Origin of the sequence: Streptomyces stoeckheimensis (assembly GCF_045822005.1) — a bacterium.
GTDB lineage: Bacteria > Actinomycetota > Actinomycetes > Streptomycetales > Streptomycetaceae > Streptomyces > Streptomyces stoeckheimensis.
Genome location: NZ_CP169550.1, coordinates 7,303,415 through 7,320,644, shown reverse-complemented (window position 1 = coordinate 7,320,644; position 17,230 = coordinate 7,303,415). Strand labels below are relative to the sequence as shown.

Sequence of the window (17,230 nt, the reverse complement as noted above, 5' to 3'; positions counted from 1 at the left end):
GTCCGCTCACGCGCGGAGGTGGCCGTCATCGTAGCCGGGCAGGAGGGCGCGCAGGGCCCGCAGGGCGTAGTACGTACGGGATTTGACCGTGCCGGCCGGTACTCCGAGCTCTTCGGCGGCCTCGCAGACGCTGGCCCCGCGGAAGTAGATGAGCAGGAGCACGGCCCGGTGATCGGGGCTGAGTAGGCGCAGGGCTTCGCGGACGTCGAGGACGGCGACCGACCGCTCGGTGCGGTCCTCGTCGGCCGGCGACTGCTCCAGCCCGTCGGGACCCACCTCGGCCGGGCGCGACAGGCGGGCCCGGCGGGCGTCGATGGCCACCCGCCGGGCGACGGTGTACAGCCAAGGCCGCATGGAGGCGTGGGCGCCGCTCTCCAGGGCTTCGGGATGCTTCCACGCGCGGAACAGGGTCTCCTGGACGAGGTCCTCAGCGCGGTGGCGGTCACCGAAGGTGAGGCCGAGGAGGAATCCGAGGAGCGCCTTGCCGTGCTCCCTCTCCAGCCGGGCGAGGGCGTACGCATCGGTGCGGCGGCGGCTGACCGTGACGGTGCCGGCGGTCGCGAACATGGGCGACATGGGCTACCCCTTCCGGGTCGGGATGCGGCTCGGTGTGCACCGAGCGTGCCGGACCGCGGGCGTGGAGTTATCCGCCGCCTGACGTATCCCGCCGCGCCCTGCGCCCACCGGTCGTCCCCCGTCGGTGAACGGTCGTCCCCCCGTCCGGCCGACGGGGCGGGCGGCAGCGGCCGCGGCGGTACGCGAACGGCCCAGCGGCCGTCCGGGTGGACGGCGGCGGGGCCGCGAGGAGGGGTCCGGGGCCGCGAGGAAGGGACCTGGGCGGGGGCTCAGTCCTGGGACGGGGTCAGCACCACGAAGTCGGCGTTCGACGGGTCGAGGCAGACGGCCAGCCGGCCGACGCCCTCGGCGTCCGCGGGCCCCATCTGCACGCTGCCGCCGCGCGCGGTGACCTCGGCGACCGCCGCGTCACAGTCGGTGACGTGGAAGACCGGGTGCCAGTACGGCCGGCCGCCCGCCACGGCGAGGTCCTCGGCGGTGAGTTCCATGAGTCCGCCCTGCATGCGTCCCTCGGGCTGCCCGGCAGGGGTGATCAGGGTGTACGTGCCCCCGCCGCCCGGCATCTGCATATCGCCGAACTGCCAGCCGAAGACGCCGCCGTAGAACTCCCGGGCGGCCGTGGCGTCGCTCGTGTACAGCTCGGTCCAGGACAGGGAGCCCGGCTGGTCCACGAGGTCGACGCCCTTGTTCTCCCCGGGCTGCCAGACGGCGAACTGGCCTCCCAGCGGGTCGCTGTACTGCGCCATCGTGCCCCATTCGTCGAGCTTCCTCGGCTCGACCCGGACGGTGCCGCCGGCGCCCTGGACGGCGCGGGTCGTCGCCTCGGCGTCGGGGACGCTGTAGTAGATCATCCAGGCCGGGCGGGCGCCCTCCTCGGTGAGCTTGCCCAGTCCGGCGACGATCTTGCCGTCCTTGCGGAACATGCCGCCCTCCATCTCCTCCCCCTCCCCCATGGACTCGTAGTCCCACCCGAGGACGGCTCCGTAGAAGGCCGCGGCGGCGGGGACGTCGGGTGCGCCGAGGTCCAGCCAGCAGGGCGAGCCGGGGACGAAGTCAGTGGTGATCATGACGACTGCCTTTCGCGGGTCGAGTACGACCAGCGTGGCACCGGACACCTGCCCCCGCCCGTCGGTCCCCGGACGGGAGTTTGACGACAGGCCCTAGGACGGCCGTACGTCCCCGAAGGCCCGGGTGGCGAAGTGGGTCAGCGCGTGCTCCTCGCGCAGTTCCCGGAGGCGCCGGAGGGCCGGGGCTCCGTAGATGCGCTCCAGCAGCTCCGTGTCGAAGTCGTGGGTGCCGTAGAGGTACGGACGGCCCTTGGCCTCGGCGCAGGCTTCCAGCAGTTCCCGCAGGACGCGCTTGGTCTCGGAGATCCCGCGGGAGTCGTCGGTCCCCGCGGCCGTGAAGATGCCGATCAGGTACTGGACCGGGGCGTCCACCACGGGCGCGAGGACGAAGGGGGTGGCCGATTCGGGGCGGCGGATCACCAGGAAGTACAGGGCGACCAGGGTTTCGGAGAGCGGGTACGCGTCGAGCATGCCCTCCACCCTCTTGGTGAAGAGCTTGAAGCCCTCCTCGTCGAAGACGTGGTCCACCCACATGTTCGCGTGGGAGTCCTCTTCGAGCAGGTGGTGGAGGTGCTTCGCGGTCTCCCCGTGACTGAAGAGCATGTAGTCCGGAACCAGGAACTCCTGCGCCGGATCCGCGGGCGCGGGTGCGTCGTCGGTGAGCGATACGTGCGAGTACCAGGCGGCCCGGTCGTACATGCCGAAGAAGCTCGACACCCACGGCTCCTGTACGCCGTGCATCATGAATTCCGTGAGGTCGCCGAGGCCCGTGTGCTCGATCCGGGCCGCACGGGTGACGGGCCGGTACGGCACCGTCCGCAGGACCACCTTCTTGATGAATCCCACCTGACCGAGGCCGCCGAGGGCGTAGCGGAACAGTTCGGAGTTCTCGCGGTCGGAGCACCGCAGGGAGCGGCCCGTTCCGTCGACGAGCTCGATCTCGTGGACCTGGTCGCTCTGGATGCCGGAACGGCAGGATGCGAGGCCGAATCCCCCGATGGAGAGGTTTCCGCCCACGGTGATGTCGAGGTAGCTGGGGAGGACGGGATTGGAGCGGCCGTGCCGGTTCAGCCATTTCTCCAGTTCGAGCCAGGTGATCCCGCTCGGGACCTCTACGCGGTGATCGTCCCCGACGAACCGCGGGATCGCCTCGGGGCGGTAGTTGTCGATGACGACCCCGGGGGACAGCGTCTGGGTGTTGGTCGAGCGGCCGGCTCCCCGGACGGTCGCGTCCCGGCCCGCCGCGGCCGCCTCGCGCATCGCCCGCGCCACGGTGTCGCCCTCGTCCTCCCGCACCACCACCTCGGGAGGAACGACGGAAGTCCGCCCGAAGTCTCGGCTGAAGCTGAATGTGTCCACCTGTCTTCACCTTTCCACGGCCCGGGGCGGCACGACGCGTCGTCGGCGCCCGACAGTCTGGGCCGGGGCGCTAGCGCAGCACTCGGACGGACCGCAGACAGCACTGCGCCGGGGCCCCCACGGGGACCCCGGCGCAGTGGTGACGAAGCGACTAGCTCCAGCTGGCGTGCAGCGGCTTGCCCTCGGCGTAGCCCGCCGCGGACTGGATGCCGACGACGGCCTTCTCCTCGAACTCCGCGAGGGAGGCCGCACCGGCGTAGGTGCAGGAGGAGCGGACGCCCGCGATGATCGAGTCGATCAGGTCCTCGACGCCCGGACGGGCCGGGTCCAGGAACATCCGCGAGGTGGAGATGCCCTCCTCGAAGAGACCCTTGCGGGCGCGGTCGTAGGAGGACTCCTCCGAGGTGCGGTTCTGGACCGCGCGCGCGGAGGCCATGCCGAAGGACTCCTTGTACAGGCGGCCGTCGGCCGACTGCTGCAGGTCGCCCGGGGACTCGTACGTACCGGCGAACCAGGAGCCGATCATGACGTTCGACGCACCGGCGGCCAGCGCCATCGCCACGTCGCGCGGGTGACGGACGCCGCCGTCGGCCCAGACGTGCTTGCCGTACTTCTTCGCCTCGGCCGCGCACTCCAGCACCGCGGAGAACTGCGGGCGGCCCACGCCGGTCATCATGCGGGTGGTGCACATGGCGCCCGGGCCCACACCGACCTTGATGATGTCGGCGCCGGCGTCGATCAGGTCCTTGACGCCCTCGGCGGCGACGATGTTGCCGGCCACGATCGGGACCTTCGGGTCAAGGGCGCGGACGGCCTTGATCGCGTTGATCATCGATTCCTGGTGGCCGTGCGCGGTGTCGATGACGAGCGTGTCCACGCCGGCGTCGAGCAGCTGCTTGGCCTTGGCCACGAAGTCGCCGTTGATGCCGACGGCGGCGGCGATGCGCAGCTTGCCGCTGGCGTCGGTGGCGGGGGTGTACAGGGTCGCGCGCAGCGCGGCCTTGCGGGTGAGGATGCCGACGAGCTTGCCGTCCTTGTCGACGGCGGGGGCCAGCTTGCGGTGGCCGGCGTCGAGCTTGGTGAAGGCCTCGCGGGGGTCGATGTCGGCGTCGATGAGCAGGAGCTCCTTCGACATGACCTCGGAGAGCTGGGTGAAGCGGTCCACGCCGGTCAGGTCGTGGTCGGTGACGACGCCCACCGGGCGGCCGTCGGCGTCGACGACGACGCCGGCGCCGTGCGCACGCTTGGGCAGCAGGGACAGCGCGTCGGCGACGGTCTGGGTGGGGGCCAGCGTGATCGGGGTGTCGAGCACGAGGTGGCGGGTCTTCACCCAGGAGATCACGTCGGTGACGACGTCGATCGGGATGTCCTGCGGGATGACGACGATGCCGCCGCGGCGGGCGACCGTCTCGGCCATCCGGCGGCCGGCGATGGCGGTCATGTTGGCCACGACCAGCGGAATGGTGGTGCCGGTGCCGTCAGGCGCGGAAAGGTCGACGCCCTGGCGGGAACCGACCGCGGAGCGGCTCGGCACCATGAATACGTCGTCGTACGTCAGGTCGTACGGCGGCTTCAGGTCATTGAGAAAACGCACGTGCTGAACATCCCAGTCGTTCGGAGGTGACCCCGACAGGGCAGTCGAGGAACGCACGTACTTCATTCTCACACGACCTGGAGTTCACACCGCCCCGGCCGATCGTCCAGGACATTTGGGGCCGGATGGTCGCTTCCTACGGGACCTTCGTCCTCCGGTCGGGCGTCGGCGGGGCGGCCCGGCCGTGGACGGCGCCCTTGCTCCAGGCCAGCGGGAGAATCGTTCCCGCGTACCGCACGGCCGTGAACTCGGCGGCGATGGCGAGCGCGGTTTCCTCGGGGGTCGCCCCGCCGAGGTCCAGGCCGATCGGTGAGCGCAGCCGGGCCAGCGCGGCCGCCGGCACGCCCTCCGCCCGGAGCCGCCGCGCCCGCTCCTCGTGGGTGCGGCGCGAGCCCATGGCTCCCACGTACCCGAGCGGCAGCCGCAGCGCGAGCGTCAGCAGCGGGACGTCGAACTTGGCGTCGTGGGTGAGGACGCACACGGCGGTACGGGAATCCAGGCGGCCCGCTTCCCACTGCGCGGCCAGGTGCCGGTGCGGCCAGTCCACGACCACCTCGTCCGCGTCGGGGAACCGGGCGGGGGTGACGAAGACGGGCCGGGCGTCGCACACCGTGACCCGGTAGCCCAGGAAGGCGCCGATGCGGGTGAGGGCGGCGGCGAAGTCGATGGCCCCGTAGACCAGCAGCCGGGGCCGCTCGGCGGCCGATTCGACGAGCAGGGTCAGCGGCTGCCCGCAGAGCCCGCCCGCCGTGCCCAGCTCGGCGGTGCCGGTGCGGCCGGCGGCGAGCCAGCCCCGGACCCGCTCGGCGACGGCCCGGTCCAGCTCGGCGCCCCCGCCGAGGCGGCCCTCGTAGGAACCGTCGGCGTGCACGGCGATGGCCCGGCCCAGCTGCTCCGGCGCCCCGCAGACCACCCGGCCCAGCGCGGAGCGGGTGCCGCCGCAGGCCGCGTCGAGCACGGCGCCGATGACGGGCCGCACGGGGTCGTGCCGGCGCACCGGGGTGATCAGGACGTCGAGGACTCCCCCGCAGGTCAGCCCTACCGCGAAGGCGTCGTCGTCGCTGTACCCGAAGCGGTGCACGCTGCTCTGCCCGGAGGTGATCGCCTCCAGGCACAGCTCGTGCACGGCGGATTCGACGCAGCCCCCGGAGAGGGAGCCGAGCGCGGTGCCCCCGGTGTCGACGGCCAGGGAGGCGCCCGGGCCGCGGGGTGCGCTGCCGCTGACGGCGACCACCGTGGCCACCGCGAAGTCCCGTCCGGCGGCGCACCACGCGCGTAGCTCTTCGGCGATGTCGAGCATCAGCGGATGTACTCGCGGCGCGGGCTCTGCCCGGGGATGACCGGTCTCGGCGGCAGCGTCGGAGGGCCGGCGGCGTGGGCGGCGACCGTACGGGTGGGGACGGGGCGGGCCGGGCCGGGGTACGGCTCGGGCGGGGACGGGTGGGGTCCCCGCCCGCGCGCGCCCAGCAGCATCGCGGCGTGGGCGACGCTGGCGAGGGTGGCGTGGTGGTGCCAGCCGCGGAAGGAGCGGCCCTCGAAATCGCGGATTCCGGCGGGCTCGCAGACCTCGGTGAAGTCGAGCGCGACCCGGTCGGTGAGTTTGGCGAGGAGGAACAGCTGCGCGAGCGGCCGGTCTCCGATGTTGGTGATCCAGAACTCCGAGGGCAGCAGGGCGGCCTCGGTCCAGGCCCCGACGAGCAGCAGCGGGGTGGGCGGGGCCGGTACGAGGCGGTCCTCGCCGGGGGTGGCGAAGATGGCGGCCGAAGTGAGCAGGGTGACCGCCCCCTCGGCGCGGCCGTGCCGGGTCCATTCGACGACGCGGCGCTGGGAGCGCAGGGAGTCGATGAGCTCGCGGGCCGGAGCGGTGTGCGGGCCGGGTTTGTGCCGGCCCGCTCCGCCGAAGGAGACGGGCAGGGTGCCGTCCACTTTGAATACGAAGGGGATGTCCTGCATGGAGAACGACTCGATGCACTGCGGCAGTTCGCTGTTCGAGACTTCCATCACCACGGGCCTGCGCTGGAGTTGCCAGGTGGCGGCCATCCGCTGGACCGCGTGTACCGCGTCCTGGGCGGGGGTGAGCGAGCGGGCCGTGTCGGGGATCCCGGCCCGCCGGCGCCGCAGGAGTTCCGCCGTCCAGGGCCCGGGGAGGGTGAGGGTCCATTCGACGGGGAAGCCGGCATCGCTGGAGGTGAGCCAGATCCCGCTGGCCTGCTGACAGTTGGCGGTGCGGCCCAGCTGAGGGACGAACTGCCGCCCCACACCGACCGATCGGTCGCCGGCCTTCTCGATGACCATGGGCTGCACCACCCAGGCCAGCGGGCGCTGCGCGGTGCGTTCGAGGTGCTGGGCGAGGGAGCGGCGGACGGGGGTCCAGTCCCAGGGGGACTTGCTGATGAACTGCTGGAGGCTCTGCTCGACGGAACTGGCCCCGGTTCCAGCGATGTTACGAATTGTTTTCTTGCCGTTGGTCCGCACCAGGCCGTTCAGGTATACGCGGGCCCAGTTTCGCTGGTCCCGCCGGGGTAACGACTCGAAGAAGAGCGAGATCAGAACATCGATCAATTCGGAGATTTCCTTCGTGGATTCCTCCGGCAGGACTACGCGAGCCATCTGGGCCTCCCCCGCGACCAGCTAGATCCATTACCCTACTTGACCGCGGATAACGGCCGTAGGTCCCGGCGGCTACTTCCTGAGGTCGCTGGCAGTTTCGAGCCGCTCTTCCTCTACCACGAGGGGGATGGGGATCTGGTTCGCCGCATAGTAGAGCGCGATCAGGAAGTGTGCGACGAGAGTGAGCGGAGCGGAGACGAAGGCCAGGACGACGGTCAAGGGGTAGGCGATCGCACCCAGACCGAAGCGGACCCTCGTGGCTCGGGCGCCGGCCTTGTCCACCTGATCGTGGAAGAGGTGTCCGACCCGGGTGACGTACCACCAGAAGGCCAGGAACGCCAAGGCGTAGGCCACGGTGAGCAGACTGTAGAGGACGGCCGCCGCATTGGCCGATCCGCCTTCTTCCATGAGGTGCTCGGCGAGCACATTGGTCGTGTACGGGATCACCGACACCACCATCAGCACCAGGAGGTTCAGGAACAGCAAAGGACGGTCGACCCGCTTGATGTGACCGAAGATGGTGTGATGGTTCACCCACATCACGCCGATGATGAGGAAACTCACCACATAGGCGGCGTAGTGCGGCCACTGTTCGCGCACTCCGTGCCAGAAGTCGGATCCGGTTTCTTCCGGAACTTTCAATTCCAGGACAAGGATGGTGATGATGATCGCGAATACGCCATCACTGAATGCCTCGACCCGGCCGGTTTCCGTTTCCATGACCTCCCCTTCACGCTTCTTGCATATATCTACGGCTGTCGCACATACGGGGAGGGTGCTTCCCCACCCTCCCCGCACACGCTACCCAGATTTCCCCAATCAGCCGCCGAATCCGGCAGTCTGCCGCCAGATCCGGCCATCGCGGACTACGAGCGTCCCGAACGCGTGCTCCGGTTCGCCGTTCAGGTTCATGATCGCCCGGTAGAAGATGGTGTCGTCGGTCTCGACGTACTCCTGGAGCTCCACGAGGGTGGGCTTCACCGTCAGGTAGCCGGTGAACGTCTCGCGCACCGCGTCGATGCCGACGGAGACGCCCTCGAAGCGCAACAGCACCGCGTCGTCGGTGTAGTTCTTCATGACCGCCTCGATGTCCAGGGCGGCGAGCGCGTCCATCTGCCGGACGAACACCGGGTGCAGCGTGGAGATGTCGTACTTGGGCATGTCGACTCCCTTTCAGCTCTTCGATGGGGATGGATCGGTGGAATCTGTGGGATCTGTGGGATCTGTGGGATCTGTGGGATCTGTGGGATCTGTGGGATCCACGGCCGGCACGGCGCAGGACGGATCGGTCCCGGCCAGCGGCAGCCGGACGGTCATCCGGGTCTCCCCCGGGCGCGAGCGGGCCGTGATCGAGCCGTGGTGGCGCTGGGTCACGATGCGGTAGCTGAGGTGCAGGCCGAGGCCCGTGCCCTTGCCCACGTCCTTGGTCGTGTAGAAGGGTTCGAAGATCCTCGGCAGGGATTCCCCGGGGATGCCCGAGCCGGTGTCGGCGATCTCCACCACCAGGCAGACGCCTTCGACCCGGGCGCGCAGGGTGAGGGTTCCGGCGCCGTCCATGGCGGCCGCGGCGTTGTCGACCAGGTTGGTCCACACCTGGTTCAACTCGCTCGGATAGCCCGTCAGTTCGGGCAGTTCCGGATCGTACGAGCGCACGATCCCGATCCCGGCGAGCTTGGCACGCAGCACGACCAGCGTGTTCTCCAGACCTTCGGTCACGGCGAAACGCTGCTCGGGGGCCCGGTCGAGATTGGCGTAATCCCGGGTGGCCGACACGAGTTGGGAGATCCGCGGACCGGCCGCCCGCAGCTCGGCGGCGAGCGAACGGATCTCCAGGAGGGCCGCCAGGTGGTCCAGGGCCGCGGGCAGGGCCCGCTCGCCGACCCCCTCCAGCCGCTCCAGCAGCCCGCCCAGGTCCAGCCCGAGGTCGGAGACCCCGGAGCCGAGCAGCCCCGCCCGCTCCGCACCCGCTTCCTCGGCCCAGTCGGCGATCTCCTCCTCCATGTCCGCCTGAGCCAGCGGATCGGTGACCACCGGCGGCGCCGCCTTGTCCAGCTCGTCGGCGAGCTGGTCGAAGACGGAGCGCTCGGCAGCGGTAGCGGCCGCGCCCCAGGCCTGGGCGGTGCGCGTGAGCTGGTCCAGGGCGGGCGCCAGTTCCTGCGCGGCCCGGGCCACGGCGGCGGCGGGATTGTTCAGCTCGTGCGCGAGGCCGGCCGCGAGGGTGCCCAGCGCTTCGACGGTGGCCCGTTTGCGGGCCTGGACCTCGGAGGACTTGATGCGCCAGGCCAGTACGGGGATCAGTACGGCGGCCACCCCGTGGCAGCGGGTCAGCATCTCGAAGAAGACCGGCTTGGCGTAGGCCACCACGGTGGTGGCCGGGCCGCTCGCCGCTGCCGTGGCCACGTACGCCCCGTCCGTCAGCAGCGGGAGCTCGCCGGTGAACCGGTGCGCGGCCGAGGGTTTGCCGTCGTGGTCCTCGGCCGCCGCACTCTCCTCCTCCGTGGAGTGCCGGGTCAGGACCTCCTCGCGGCCGTCGACGACCTTGGTCACCACCAGGCCCCCGGAAAGCAGGACGTGGAAGCCCGTGGCCTCCTCGCCGTCCCGGAAGAGGACCTCGCCGTCGGCGAGCACTCGGGGTTCGGAGACCGAGACCAGCCAGTCCAGCTGCTCCTCGGTGAGGCCTTCGAAGATCTCCAGCCCGCGCAGGGCGGTGCGCAGCGCGGGCGCACCCGGGATCCCGCTCATGCGGTACGCCCCTGCGTCCTGTTCCGGGCCGCCAGCCGCAGAGTGGCCAGCAGGGCGAGGGCGCACACCGCGGCGACGGTGGCCATGAAGCCGACCGAGGTGCGGTGCAGCCCGTGGATGTTGGTGAGCAGTCCGGCGAGCACCGCCGGCACGCTCATCGCGAGGTACGCGAACACGTAGACGGCGGCGGTCAGTTCACCCCGGTGTGCAGGCTCGGCCAGTGCGCTCAGTGCGCGGAAGGAGCCGAGGAAGGCGGCGCCCCAGCCGGCTCCGAGCACGGAGGTGGCCACGAGGAACACGGGGGCCGAGCCGAGCCCGAGTGCGAGGAGCACCAGGGCCAGCCCGCCGAGCAGGCCCAACAGGCCGAGGACGGCGGTGCGCAGCGCCTCGGTGCGGCCCAGCAGGAGCTGCGCGGCGGTGGCGGCGCCGGCGAGCAGGGCCACGGTGCCGCCGCCGACGAGGTAGTTGGCGCTCTGGAGCAGGGAGAGGGCCAGGTGCGGGCCGAGGGAGAGGTAGAAGCCGCCGACCGACCAGACGGCCACGATGGTCAGGATCAGCACGGCGAAGCGGCCGCGCACGGCGGCGGGGATGTGAATCCGGTGCGGGGTGATCTTGAACCGGCGGCCGCCCGGTCCACCGCCGCCGCCCGGTCCACCGCCGCCGCCCGGTCCGCCACCCCCCGGACCGCCGCCACCCGCCCGCCCCGGGGCGCTCTCCGCCATCCGGGCCACGCCGACCAGCGAGACGGCGAAGGCCCCCACGAGCAGCAGGTAGGTCAGGACGGTCGGAGCGGGCGCGTACTGCACGAGCAGCCCGGCCCCGATACCGCCGAGGCCGATGCCCACGGTCGGCCCGGCGCTGTTGACCTGGGCGCCGAGCGCGGGCCGGCGCCGCGGGGCGAGTTCCAGCAGGGCGGCGCCCATGGCCCCGGTGGCCAGGCCCACCGCGAGCCCCTGCACGGCGCGGGCGGCGAGCAGCAGGCCGAGCCCCCGGGCCGAGGCGAACAGCCCCATGGAGACGATCGCGAGGACCAGCCCCGCGGCGAGTACGGGCCGCCGGCCGAGGGTGTCGGACAGCGAGCCGAACAGCAGGAGTCCGGCGAGCACGGTGACGGCGTACAGGGCGAAGACCACCGTGATCATGCCGGAGGACAGGCCCCACTCCTGCTGGTAGAGCACGTAGAGGGCGGAGGGGACGGAGGAGGAGAGCATCAGCAGGACGAGGACCGCGCCCACCACCCAGAAGCCGGAGCTTCCCGGTGCGCCTGCGGCGTCGGCGGCTGGACGCAAGGTGACCCCCGTGGTGGTCGCGGACGGCGCGGTCCGTGCTGTCGTGGGCAACGGTTCCACTGCTTCAACTCCCCCGTCGTGGCCGGTCAGGCGGGTGCCTGCACGGCCCTCGTGAGCGCGCGGGCGGTGAGTACGCCCGCGAGGTGGCCGAGGTACTCGGCCGAGGTGCCGCGCCCCGGGACGAACAGCTCCCGGGGCTCGGCGCGGAAGGCCGCGAGCACGTTCTCGGTGGTGTACGGGCCCCCGCCGATGCGTTCCTCGACCCCGCGCAGCCGCAGCGCGCGGGCGGTGGCTCCGGTGACCGCGATGCGCGGCCCGTCGGCTGTGATCCGTACGGCGGCGGCGCAGACCGGGTAGCGGGTCGCCCGGTCGGCGGTCTTCTCGAAGGCGCCGGCGCGGCCCCCGGCCGGGACGAGCAGGGCGGTGACGACGGTGCCCGCCGGGACGCCGGAGGCGGCCAGTTCCTCGGCGGTGACCGTCGACACCCCGCCGGGACCGGCCAGTTCGGCCGTGACTCCGGCGGCGATGGCCGCGACGGGCAGGTCGGTGGCCCGGCCGGTGGCGGCGAGGTTTCCGCCCGCGGTGCCCAGGTTGCGGACCTGGGGGTCGCCGTTGGCGCGGGCCGCGGCGGCGAGTTCCGGCGCCTCGGCCAGCACCAGGGGGTCCGCGGCCAGTTCGGCCAGGGTGGTCATCGCGCCGATCCGGATCCCCGTGGGGGTCCGCTCGATCCCCCGGAGCTCTTCGAGCCGGCGGAGGTCGACGAGCAGGGAGGCCCGGTCCTCTCCGGTGCGCAGACCGGGCAGCAGGCTCTGCCCGCCGGCCAGTACGCGGGCACCGGGGCGGCCGGCCAGCAGGGTCAGCGCCTCGTCGAGGCCGACGGGGCGTACGTAGTCGAAGTCGGCGAGGATCACTGGGATTCCCCTCTCAGGCGGCGCCAGACCTTCTCGGGGGTGACGGGCATGTCGATGTGCCGGACGCCCAGGTCGGACAGGGCGTCGACGACGGCGTTGACGACGGCCGCGGCGGGCGGCACGGTGGCGATCTCCCCCGCGCCCTTGGCTCCCAGCGGGTTGTGCGGGGAGGGCGTGGTGGTCTTGTCGAGGGTGAAGAAGGGTGCGTCGATGGCGCGCGGCAGCGCGTAGTGGCCCAGGTCGCGGCTGACGAGCCGCCCGTCGGGGTCGTACTCCGCGTGCTCCATGAGGGCCTGGCCGAGGCCGTGCAGGATGCTGCCCTCGATCTGGCCGAGGACGATCTTCGGGTTGCCGATGTGGCCCGCGTCGTCGACGGCCGTGTAGGCCACCACCTCGGTCTCGCCGGTCAGTTCGTCGATCTCGACGACCGCGACGTGCGTCCCGAAGGGGTAGTTGAAGTCCGGCGGATCGAAGTGGGTGGTCTCGTCGAGGGCGGGCTCGATCTCGGGCGGGAGCCCCCACCCGTACCACATGGCCATCGCCAGCTCGGCGAAGGTCTTGGTGTTCTGCTCGTTGCCCTCTTCGAAGACCTTGCCGTCCGCGTACACGACCTTGTCCTCGGGGACGCCGAGGAAGACGGCCCCGGCCTTGACCAGCTTGCTCTTGATCTTCCGGGCGGTGAGGGCGATGGCCGGCGCGGCCATGCTGTAGGAGCGCGAGCCGTAAGTGCCCTGACCGTAAGGGGCCTTGAGCGTGTCCCCCTCGTACACCTGGACCGTCGCCGGGTCGATGCCGAGCTCGTCGGCGGCGACCTGCGCGAAGACGGTCCCGTGGCTCTGGCCGGTGGAGGCGGAGCCGACGGTGACGGTGACCTCGCCGGTCGGGTGGACGCGGATGTTCGCGCTCTCCCAGGTGCCGCCGAGCATGCCCTCCTGGGACATCCGGGTGGAGGGGCCGACCCCGCAGATCGCCACGTAGGAGGCGATGCCGACGCCGAGCCGTTTGCCGCGGGCGCGGGCCTCGGTCTTGCGGGCGGGCATGTCGGCATAGCCCGAGAGCTCGATGGCCCGGTCGAAGTTGAGCTGGTAGTCGCCCGAGTCGTAGGTCCAGCCGAGACCGTTGTCGTACGGGAACTTCTCCTTCGGCACCAGGTTCTTGCGGCGCACCGCCGCCGGGTCCATGCCGATCTCGGAGGCGTACCGGTCCACGAGCCGTTCCATCAGGAACGCGGCCTCGGCGCGCCCGCTGCCGCGCTGGGCGCCGAGCGGGACGGTGTTGGTGAAGGCGGCGTAGACCTCGCAGAAGGCGGCGTCGATGTCGTACATGCCGCTGATGGAGCGGCCCATCAGGGCGGTGGCGACGCCGGGGCCGATGGTGGAGGGGTAGGCCCCGAGGTTGGCGTAGCTCGTGCAGCGCACCGCGGTGATCCGGCCGTCGCGGGTGCCGGCCAGGGTGACGTGCTGGCGGTGGTCGCGGCCCTGGACGGTGGAGTTCATCAGCCCGGTGCGGGTGTCGACCCATTTCACGGGCCGGCCGAGCGCCTTGGAGAGCAGCAGGACCAGCGGCATGTCGGGGTACAGGTACCCCTTGGTGCCGAAGCTGCCGCCGACGGTCGGGGCCACGACCCGGAGCTTGTTGAAGGGGATGCCGAGGACCAGCGCGGAGAGCAGGAAGCGGTGGTTGTGCGGGCCCTGGGTGGAGGCGTACAGCGTGTACTCGCCGGTGGCGGCGTTGTAGTCGCCGACCGCGCCGCGCGGCTCGATGGGGCTGTTGATGGTGCGCTGGTTGACCAGATCGAGCTCCACCGTGACCTCGGCCGCGGCGATGGCCGCGTCGGTGCGGTCCTTGTCGCCGCAGGTCCAGTACGCGTTCAGGTTGCCGGGGACGGCCTCGTGGAGCTGGGGAGCGCCTTCGGCGACGGCCTCGTCGGCGCGGGTCACCACGGTCAGCGGCTCGTACTCGACGGAGATGGCGGCGAGCGCCGCGGCGGCCTGGCGCGGGGTCTCGGCGACGACCGCGGCGATGGGATCGCCGACGTGGCGCACGGTGTCGCCGGACAGCACCGGGCGGGAGCCGGGAAGTCCGTAGGGATGGGGCGGGAAGTGGCTCTCGACCCCGCCGGGTATCCAGATGCAGGGCAGCGGCATGACGTCGGTGAAGTCGGCCGCGGTGGCCACCTTCAGCACGCCCGGCAGCTGCTCGGCGGCCTTGGTGTCGATGGAGAGGATCTTCGCGTGGGCGACGGGGCTGCCCAGGATCGCCATGTGGGCGGTGCCCGGCAGGTCGATGTCGCCCACGTACGTGGCCTCGCCGCGCAGGAGCTGCGGGTCCTCACGGCTGTCCAGCGGCTGTCCGAGCAGGCCGTTGCCCTGGAGCGGGGTCTCCCCCGTGACTGCGGTCATCTCCCTCACCCCTCCTGTCCGGACGCGGCGGCGGTGGCCGGCTGCGCGGGCGCGTCCTCGCGGGCCGCGGAGCAGGCGCGCTGCACTCCTCGTACGACGCTGTGGTAGCCCGTGCAGCGGCACAGGTTTCCGGTGAGCCACTCGCGGATCTCGGGCTCGGTGGGCGCCTCGCGGTCGCACGTGTTCTCGACGAGCTCGCCCAGGGCCATGACCATCCCGGGGGTGCAGAACCCGCACTGGGTGCCGTGCTCCTGACGCAGGGCCTCCTGGAGGCCGGTGAGTTCACCGCCGGGGGTGGTGACCCCCTCGATGGTGGTCACCGCGGAGCCGGCGGCTGCCGCGGTGAGGATCAGGCAGCTCTTGACGGAGCGGCCGTCGAGCCGGACGACGCAGGTTCCGCACTGGCCGGTGTCGCAGCCGACCTTGGTGCCGGTGAGTCCGAGGCCGTCGCGGAGCCGTTCCACGAGCAGTTCGTTCGGCTGCGCCGCGAACTGCTCGGGTCTTCCGTTGACGTTCAGTGAGAGGTCCATGCCAGCGCCTGCGCTTCCGTGAGCGGCCGGTTGAAGAGGGGCCCGCCGGGCTGCTGGAGAATTCCTCCGGAGTGCAGCGGACCGGTGTCCACGGGAGCGAATCCGAGATCCGTGATGATTCCCGCGACTATTTCTTTGGCTTTCCCGTCGTCGCCCGCGGTGAAATGGGCCAGACGCGGGCCCGGCGCGGTGCCGGCGACGGCGAGCGTCTCGAAATGCATGGTGTTCAGGGATTTCACGATCCGGGTCCCCGGATACCATTCGGCGACGAGTTCGCTGGATCCCCGGCCGCCGAGGTTCCGGGCGTTGCCCGGGCCGTCGAACGCGTTGGTGGCGTCCACCAGCACGGTGTCCCGTACGGCGTCCTGCGGCAGCAGCCCCTGGACGCCGTCGAACGGCACCATCAGGACGAGGACTTCGGACCGGGCCGCGGCCTCGGCGGGGTACGCCGCCGAGGCCGCGGGGCCCAGTTCGGCCAGCAGGGCCGCGAGGCTCCGGGGGCCCCGGGCGTTGGCGAGCACGACCTGGTGGTCCGCCGCCACGAGGATCCTGGCCAGGGTCGATCCGATCCGGCCCGTTCCGATGATGCCGATCCGCATGGGGGCTCCTCAGGTGGGTGCGGGGTGTCAGCCGGGTGTTCAGTCCATCCCGATCCAGACCGACTTGGTCTGGGTGTAGCTCTCCAGCGACTCGGGGCCGCACTCGCGCCCGTAGCCGGAGGCCTTGTAGCCGCCGTAGGGCACGGCGGGGTCGTACTGGTTGTAGCAATTGACCCAGACGGTCCCGGCCTTGATCTGCGAGGCGACCCGGTGGGCGCGCCGCAGGTCCTTGGTGTGGACGCCGGCGGCGAGGCCGTACGCGCTGTCGTTGGCGATGCGTACGGCGTCCTCCTCGGTGTCGAAGGGGATGATCGACAGGACGGGTCCGAAGATCTCCTCCTGGGCGATCCGCATGCCGTTGTCCACGCCGGTGAAGATGGTCGGCAGGAAGTACAGGCCTTCGGAGGAGGCCCCTTCGGGGGTCCAGCCGGTGCCGCCGACGCGCAGGACGGCGCCTTCCTTCTCCCCGACCTCGATGTACGAGCTGACCTTGTCGAACTGCCCGCGGTGGGCGAGCGGTCCGAAGAGGGTGTCCGGGTCGCGCGGGTCTCCGGGCCGCAGGGCGGCCGCGCGGGCCACGAGCCGTTCGACCATCTCGTCGTGGATCGGGCGGTGCAGCAGCAGCCGGGAGCCGGCGGTGCAGATCTCGCCCTTGTTGTAGTAGATGCCGAAGAAGGCGAGTTCCTCGGCGGCGTCGAGGTCGGCGTCGGCGAAGACGATGTTGGCGGACTTGCCGCCGAGCTCCATCGTCACCTTCTTCAGGGTGCCGGCCGCCTTGCGGATGATCGACTGGCCCACGGAGGTGGACCCGGTGAAGGCGATCTTGTCGATGCCGGGGTGGCCGGTGAGGGTCTCACCCAGTTCCACGCCCGGACCGGTGATGACGTTCAGCACGCCGTCCGGAATTTCCGCCTCCTGGAACAGCTCGGCGATCTTCAGGGCGGTGAGCGGGGTGGCGGGCGAGGGCTTGTGGACCACCGTGTTCCCGGCCGCGAGGGCCGGGGCGATCTTCGTCATCGACAGCAGCAGCGGGAAGTTGAAGGGGGTGATGGCGCAGACCACGCCCAGAGGTTCGCGCAGGGTGTACGCGAGCTGCCCGCCGGCCGGGGCCCGGGAGGAACCGTCGACCCGGGTCACGGCTCCGGCGTAGTAGTGCATGAGCTGGGCGGCCATGGGGGCGTCGACCGTGGAGGAGAAGGCGAACGGCTTGCCCATGTCCACCGTTTCCAGCAGGGCGATCTCCTCGAGGTCGCGCTCGATGAGCTCCCCGACCCGGTTCAGCCGCAGCGCGCGTTCCTGGGCGGACAGTCTGCTCCAGGGACCTTCCTCGTACGCCGTACGGGCGGCGGCCACGGCCGCGTCCGCGTCCGCGGCGGCCGCCTGGGCCACCGGCACGATCTCCTGGCCGTCCACGGGGCTGATGTCCGGTTCGGTACGGCCGTCCCGGGCCGGGACCCAGGTGCCGCCGATGAACAGTTTCCCGGGGTTGGCCAAGGGCTGGTCGCTGAGCGCGCGCTTGGTCATGGCTGTGGCTGCCTTCCGGTTTCGGGA

At 71.5% G+C, this 17,230-nt stretch carries 15 protein-coding genes; all 15 read right to left on the bottom strand.

The genetic code is table 11. From position 1 onward, the window contains the following. Positions 1 to 6: 6 nt before the first annotated feature. The 15 genes from ACE1OC_RS33240 to ACE1OC_RS33170 all read right to left on the bottom strand — a co-directional run bounded on the left by ACE1OC_RS33240 (position 7) and on the right by ACE1OC_RS33170 (position 17,203). A complete protein-coding gene (locus tag ACE1OC_RS33240) occupies positions 7 to 576 on the bottom strand; it encodes a sigma-70 family RNA polymerase sigma factor (protein WP_375950089.1) in 570 nt (189 codons plus the stop codon). A gap of 269 nt (positions 577 to 845) precedes the next feature. Further along, the gene (locus tag ACE1OC_RS33235) at positions 846 to 1,643 is read right to left on the bottom strand and encodes a VOC family protein (RefSeq protein ID WP_407840079.1); all 798 of its coding nucleotides are present in this window, start codon (positions 1,641 to 1,643) and stop codon (positions 846 to 848) included. A 93-nt stretch (positions 1,644 to 1,736) separates the two neighbouring features. Then, the gene (locus tag ACE1OC_RS33230; protein ID WP_407840078.1) at positions 1,737 to 3,002 is read right to left on the bottom strand and encodes an FAD-binding protein; all 1,266 of its coding nucleotides are present in this window, start codon (positions 3,000 to 3,002) and stop codon (positions 1,737 to 1,739) included. Positions 3,003 to 3,153: 151 nt separating this feature from the next. After that, positions 3,154 to 4,596, bottom strand: coding sequence for a GuaB1 family IMP dehydrogenase-related protein (locus tag ACE1OC_RS33225; protein ID WP_407840077.1), 1,443 nt, complete (start codon positions 4,594 to 4,596; stop codon positions 3,154 to 3,156). 136 nt (positions 4,597 to 4,732) lie between these two features. Then, positions 4,733 to 5,896, bottom strand: coding sequence for an XdhC family protein (locus ACE1OC_RS33220; RefSeq protein WP_407840076.1), 1,164 nt, complete (start codon positions 5,894 to 5,896; stop codon positions 4,733 to 4,735). Continuing rightward, entirely contained in the window at positions 5,896 to 7,206 is a 1,311-nt protein-coding gene (locus ACE1OC_RS33215; protein WP_407840075.1) for an IS701 family transposase, read from the bottom strand. The genes ACE1OC_RS33220 and ACE1OC_RS33215 overlap by 1 nt, the downstream gene beginning before the upstream one ends. 72 nt (positions 7,207 to 7,278) lie before the next feature. Further along, entirely contained in the window at positions 7,279 to 7,926 is a 648-nt protein-coding gene (locus ACE1OC_RS33210) for a TMEM175 family protein (RefSeq protein ID WP_407840074.1), read from the bottom strand. 99 nt (positions 7,927 to 8,025) lie between these two features. Continuing rightward, the gene (locus tag ACE1OC_RS33205; protein WP_243334431.1) at positions 8,026 to 8,367 is read right to left on the bottom strand and encodes a nuclear transport factor 2 family protein; all 342 of its coding nucleotides are present in this window, start codon (positions 8,365 to 8,367) and stop codon (positions 8,026 to 8,028) included. Positions 8,368 to 8,379: 12 nt separating this feature from the next. After that, complete coding sequence (locus ACE1OC_RS33200; RefSeq protein ID WP_407840073.1) at positions 8,380 to 9,948, bottom strand: ATP-binding protein; 1,569 nt, start codon at positions 9,946 to 9,948, stop codon at positions 8,380 to 8,382. After that, positions 9,945 to 11,288 carry an MFS transporter gene (locus ACE1OC_RS33195; RefSeq protein ID WP_407840072.1) on the bottom strand — a complete coding sequence of 448 codons (1,344 nt, stop codon included), beginning with the start codon at positions 11,286 to 11,288 and terminating at the stop codon, positions 9,945 to 9,947. The genes ACE1OC_RS33200 and ACE1OC_RS33195 overlap by 4 nt, the downstream gene beginning before the upstream one ends. 35 nt (positions 11,289 to 11,323) lie before the next feature. Continuing rightward, on the bottom strand, positions 11,324 to 12,148 hold the full coding sequence (locus ACE1OC_RS33190) for an FAD binding domain-containing protein (protein WP_407840071.1): 825 nt from the start codon (positions 12,146 to 12,148) through the stop codon (positions 11,324 to 11,326). Beyond that, positions 12,145 to 14,550 carry a xanthine dehydrogenase family protein molybdopterin-binding subunit gene (locus tag ACE1OC_RS33185; RefSeq protein ID WP_407840070.1) on the bottom strand — a complete coding sequence of 802 codons (2,406 nt, stop codon included), beginning with the start codon at positions 14,548 to 14,550 and terminating at the stop codon, positions 12,145 to 12,147. Before ACE1OC_RS33185 ends, ACE1OC_RS33190 begins: the two co-directional genes overlap by 4 nt. A gap of 5 nt (positions 14,551 to 14,555) precedes the next feature. Beyond that, on the bottom strand, positions 14,556 to 15,080 hold the full coding sequence (locus ACE1OC_RS33180; protein WP_407840069.1) for a (2Fe-2S)-binding protein: 525 nt from the start codon (positions 15,078 to 15,080) through the stop codon (positions 14,556 to 14,558). Then, positions 15,065 to 15,679, bottom strand: coding sequence for an NADPH-dependent F420 reductase (locus ACE1OC_RS33175; protein ID WP_407840068.1), 615 nt, complete (start codon positions 15,677 to 15,679; stop codon positions 15,065 to 15,067). The genes ACE1OC_RS33180 and ACE1OC_RS33175 overlap by 16 nt, the downstream gene beginning before the upstream one ends. 39 nt (positions 15,680 to 15,718) lie before the next feature. Then, positions 15,719 to 17,203 carry an aldehyde dehydrogenase family protein gene (locus ACE1OC_RS33170; protein ID WP_250741380.1) on the bottom strand — a complete coding sequence of 495 codons (1,485 nt, stop codon included), beginning with the start codon at positions 17,201 to 17,203 and terminating at the stop codon, positions 15,719 to 15,721. Positions 17,204 to 17,230: the final 27 nt, after the last annotated feature.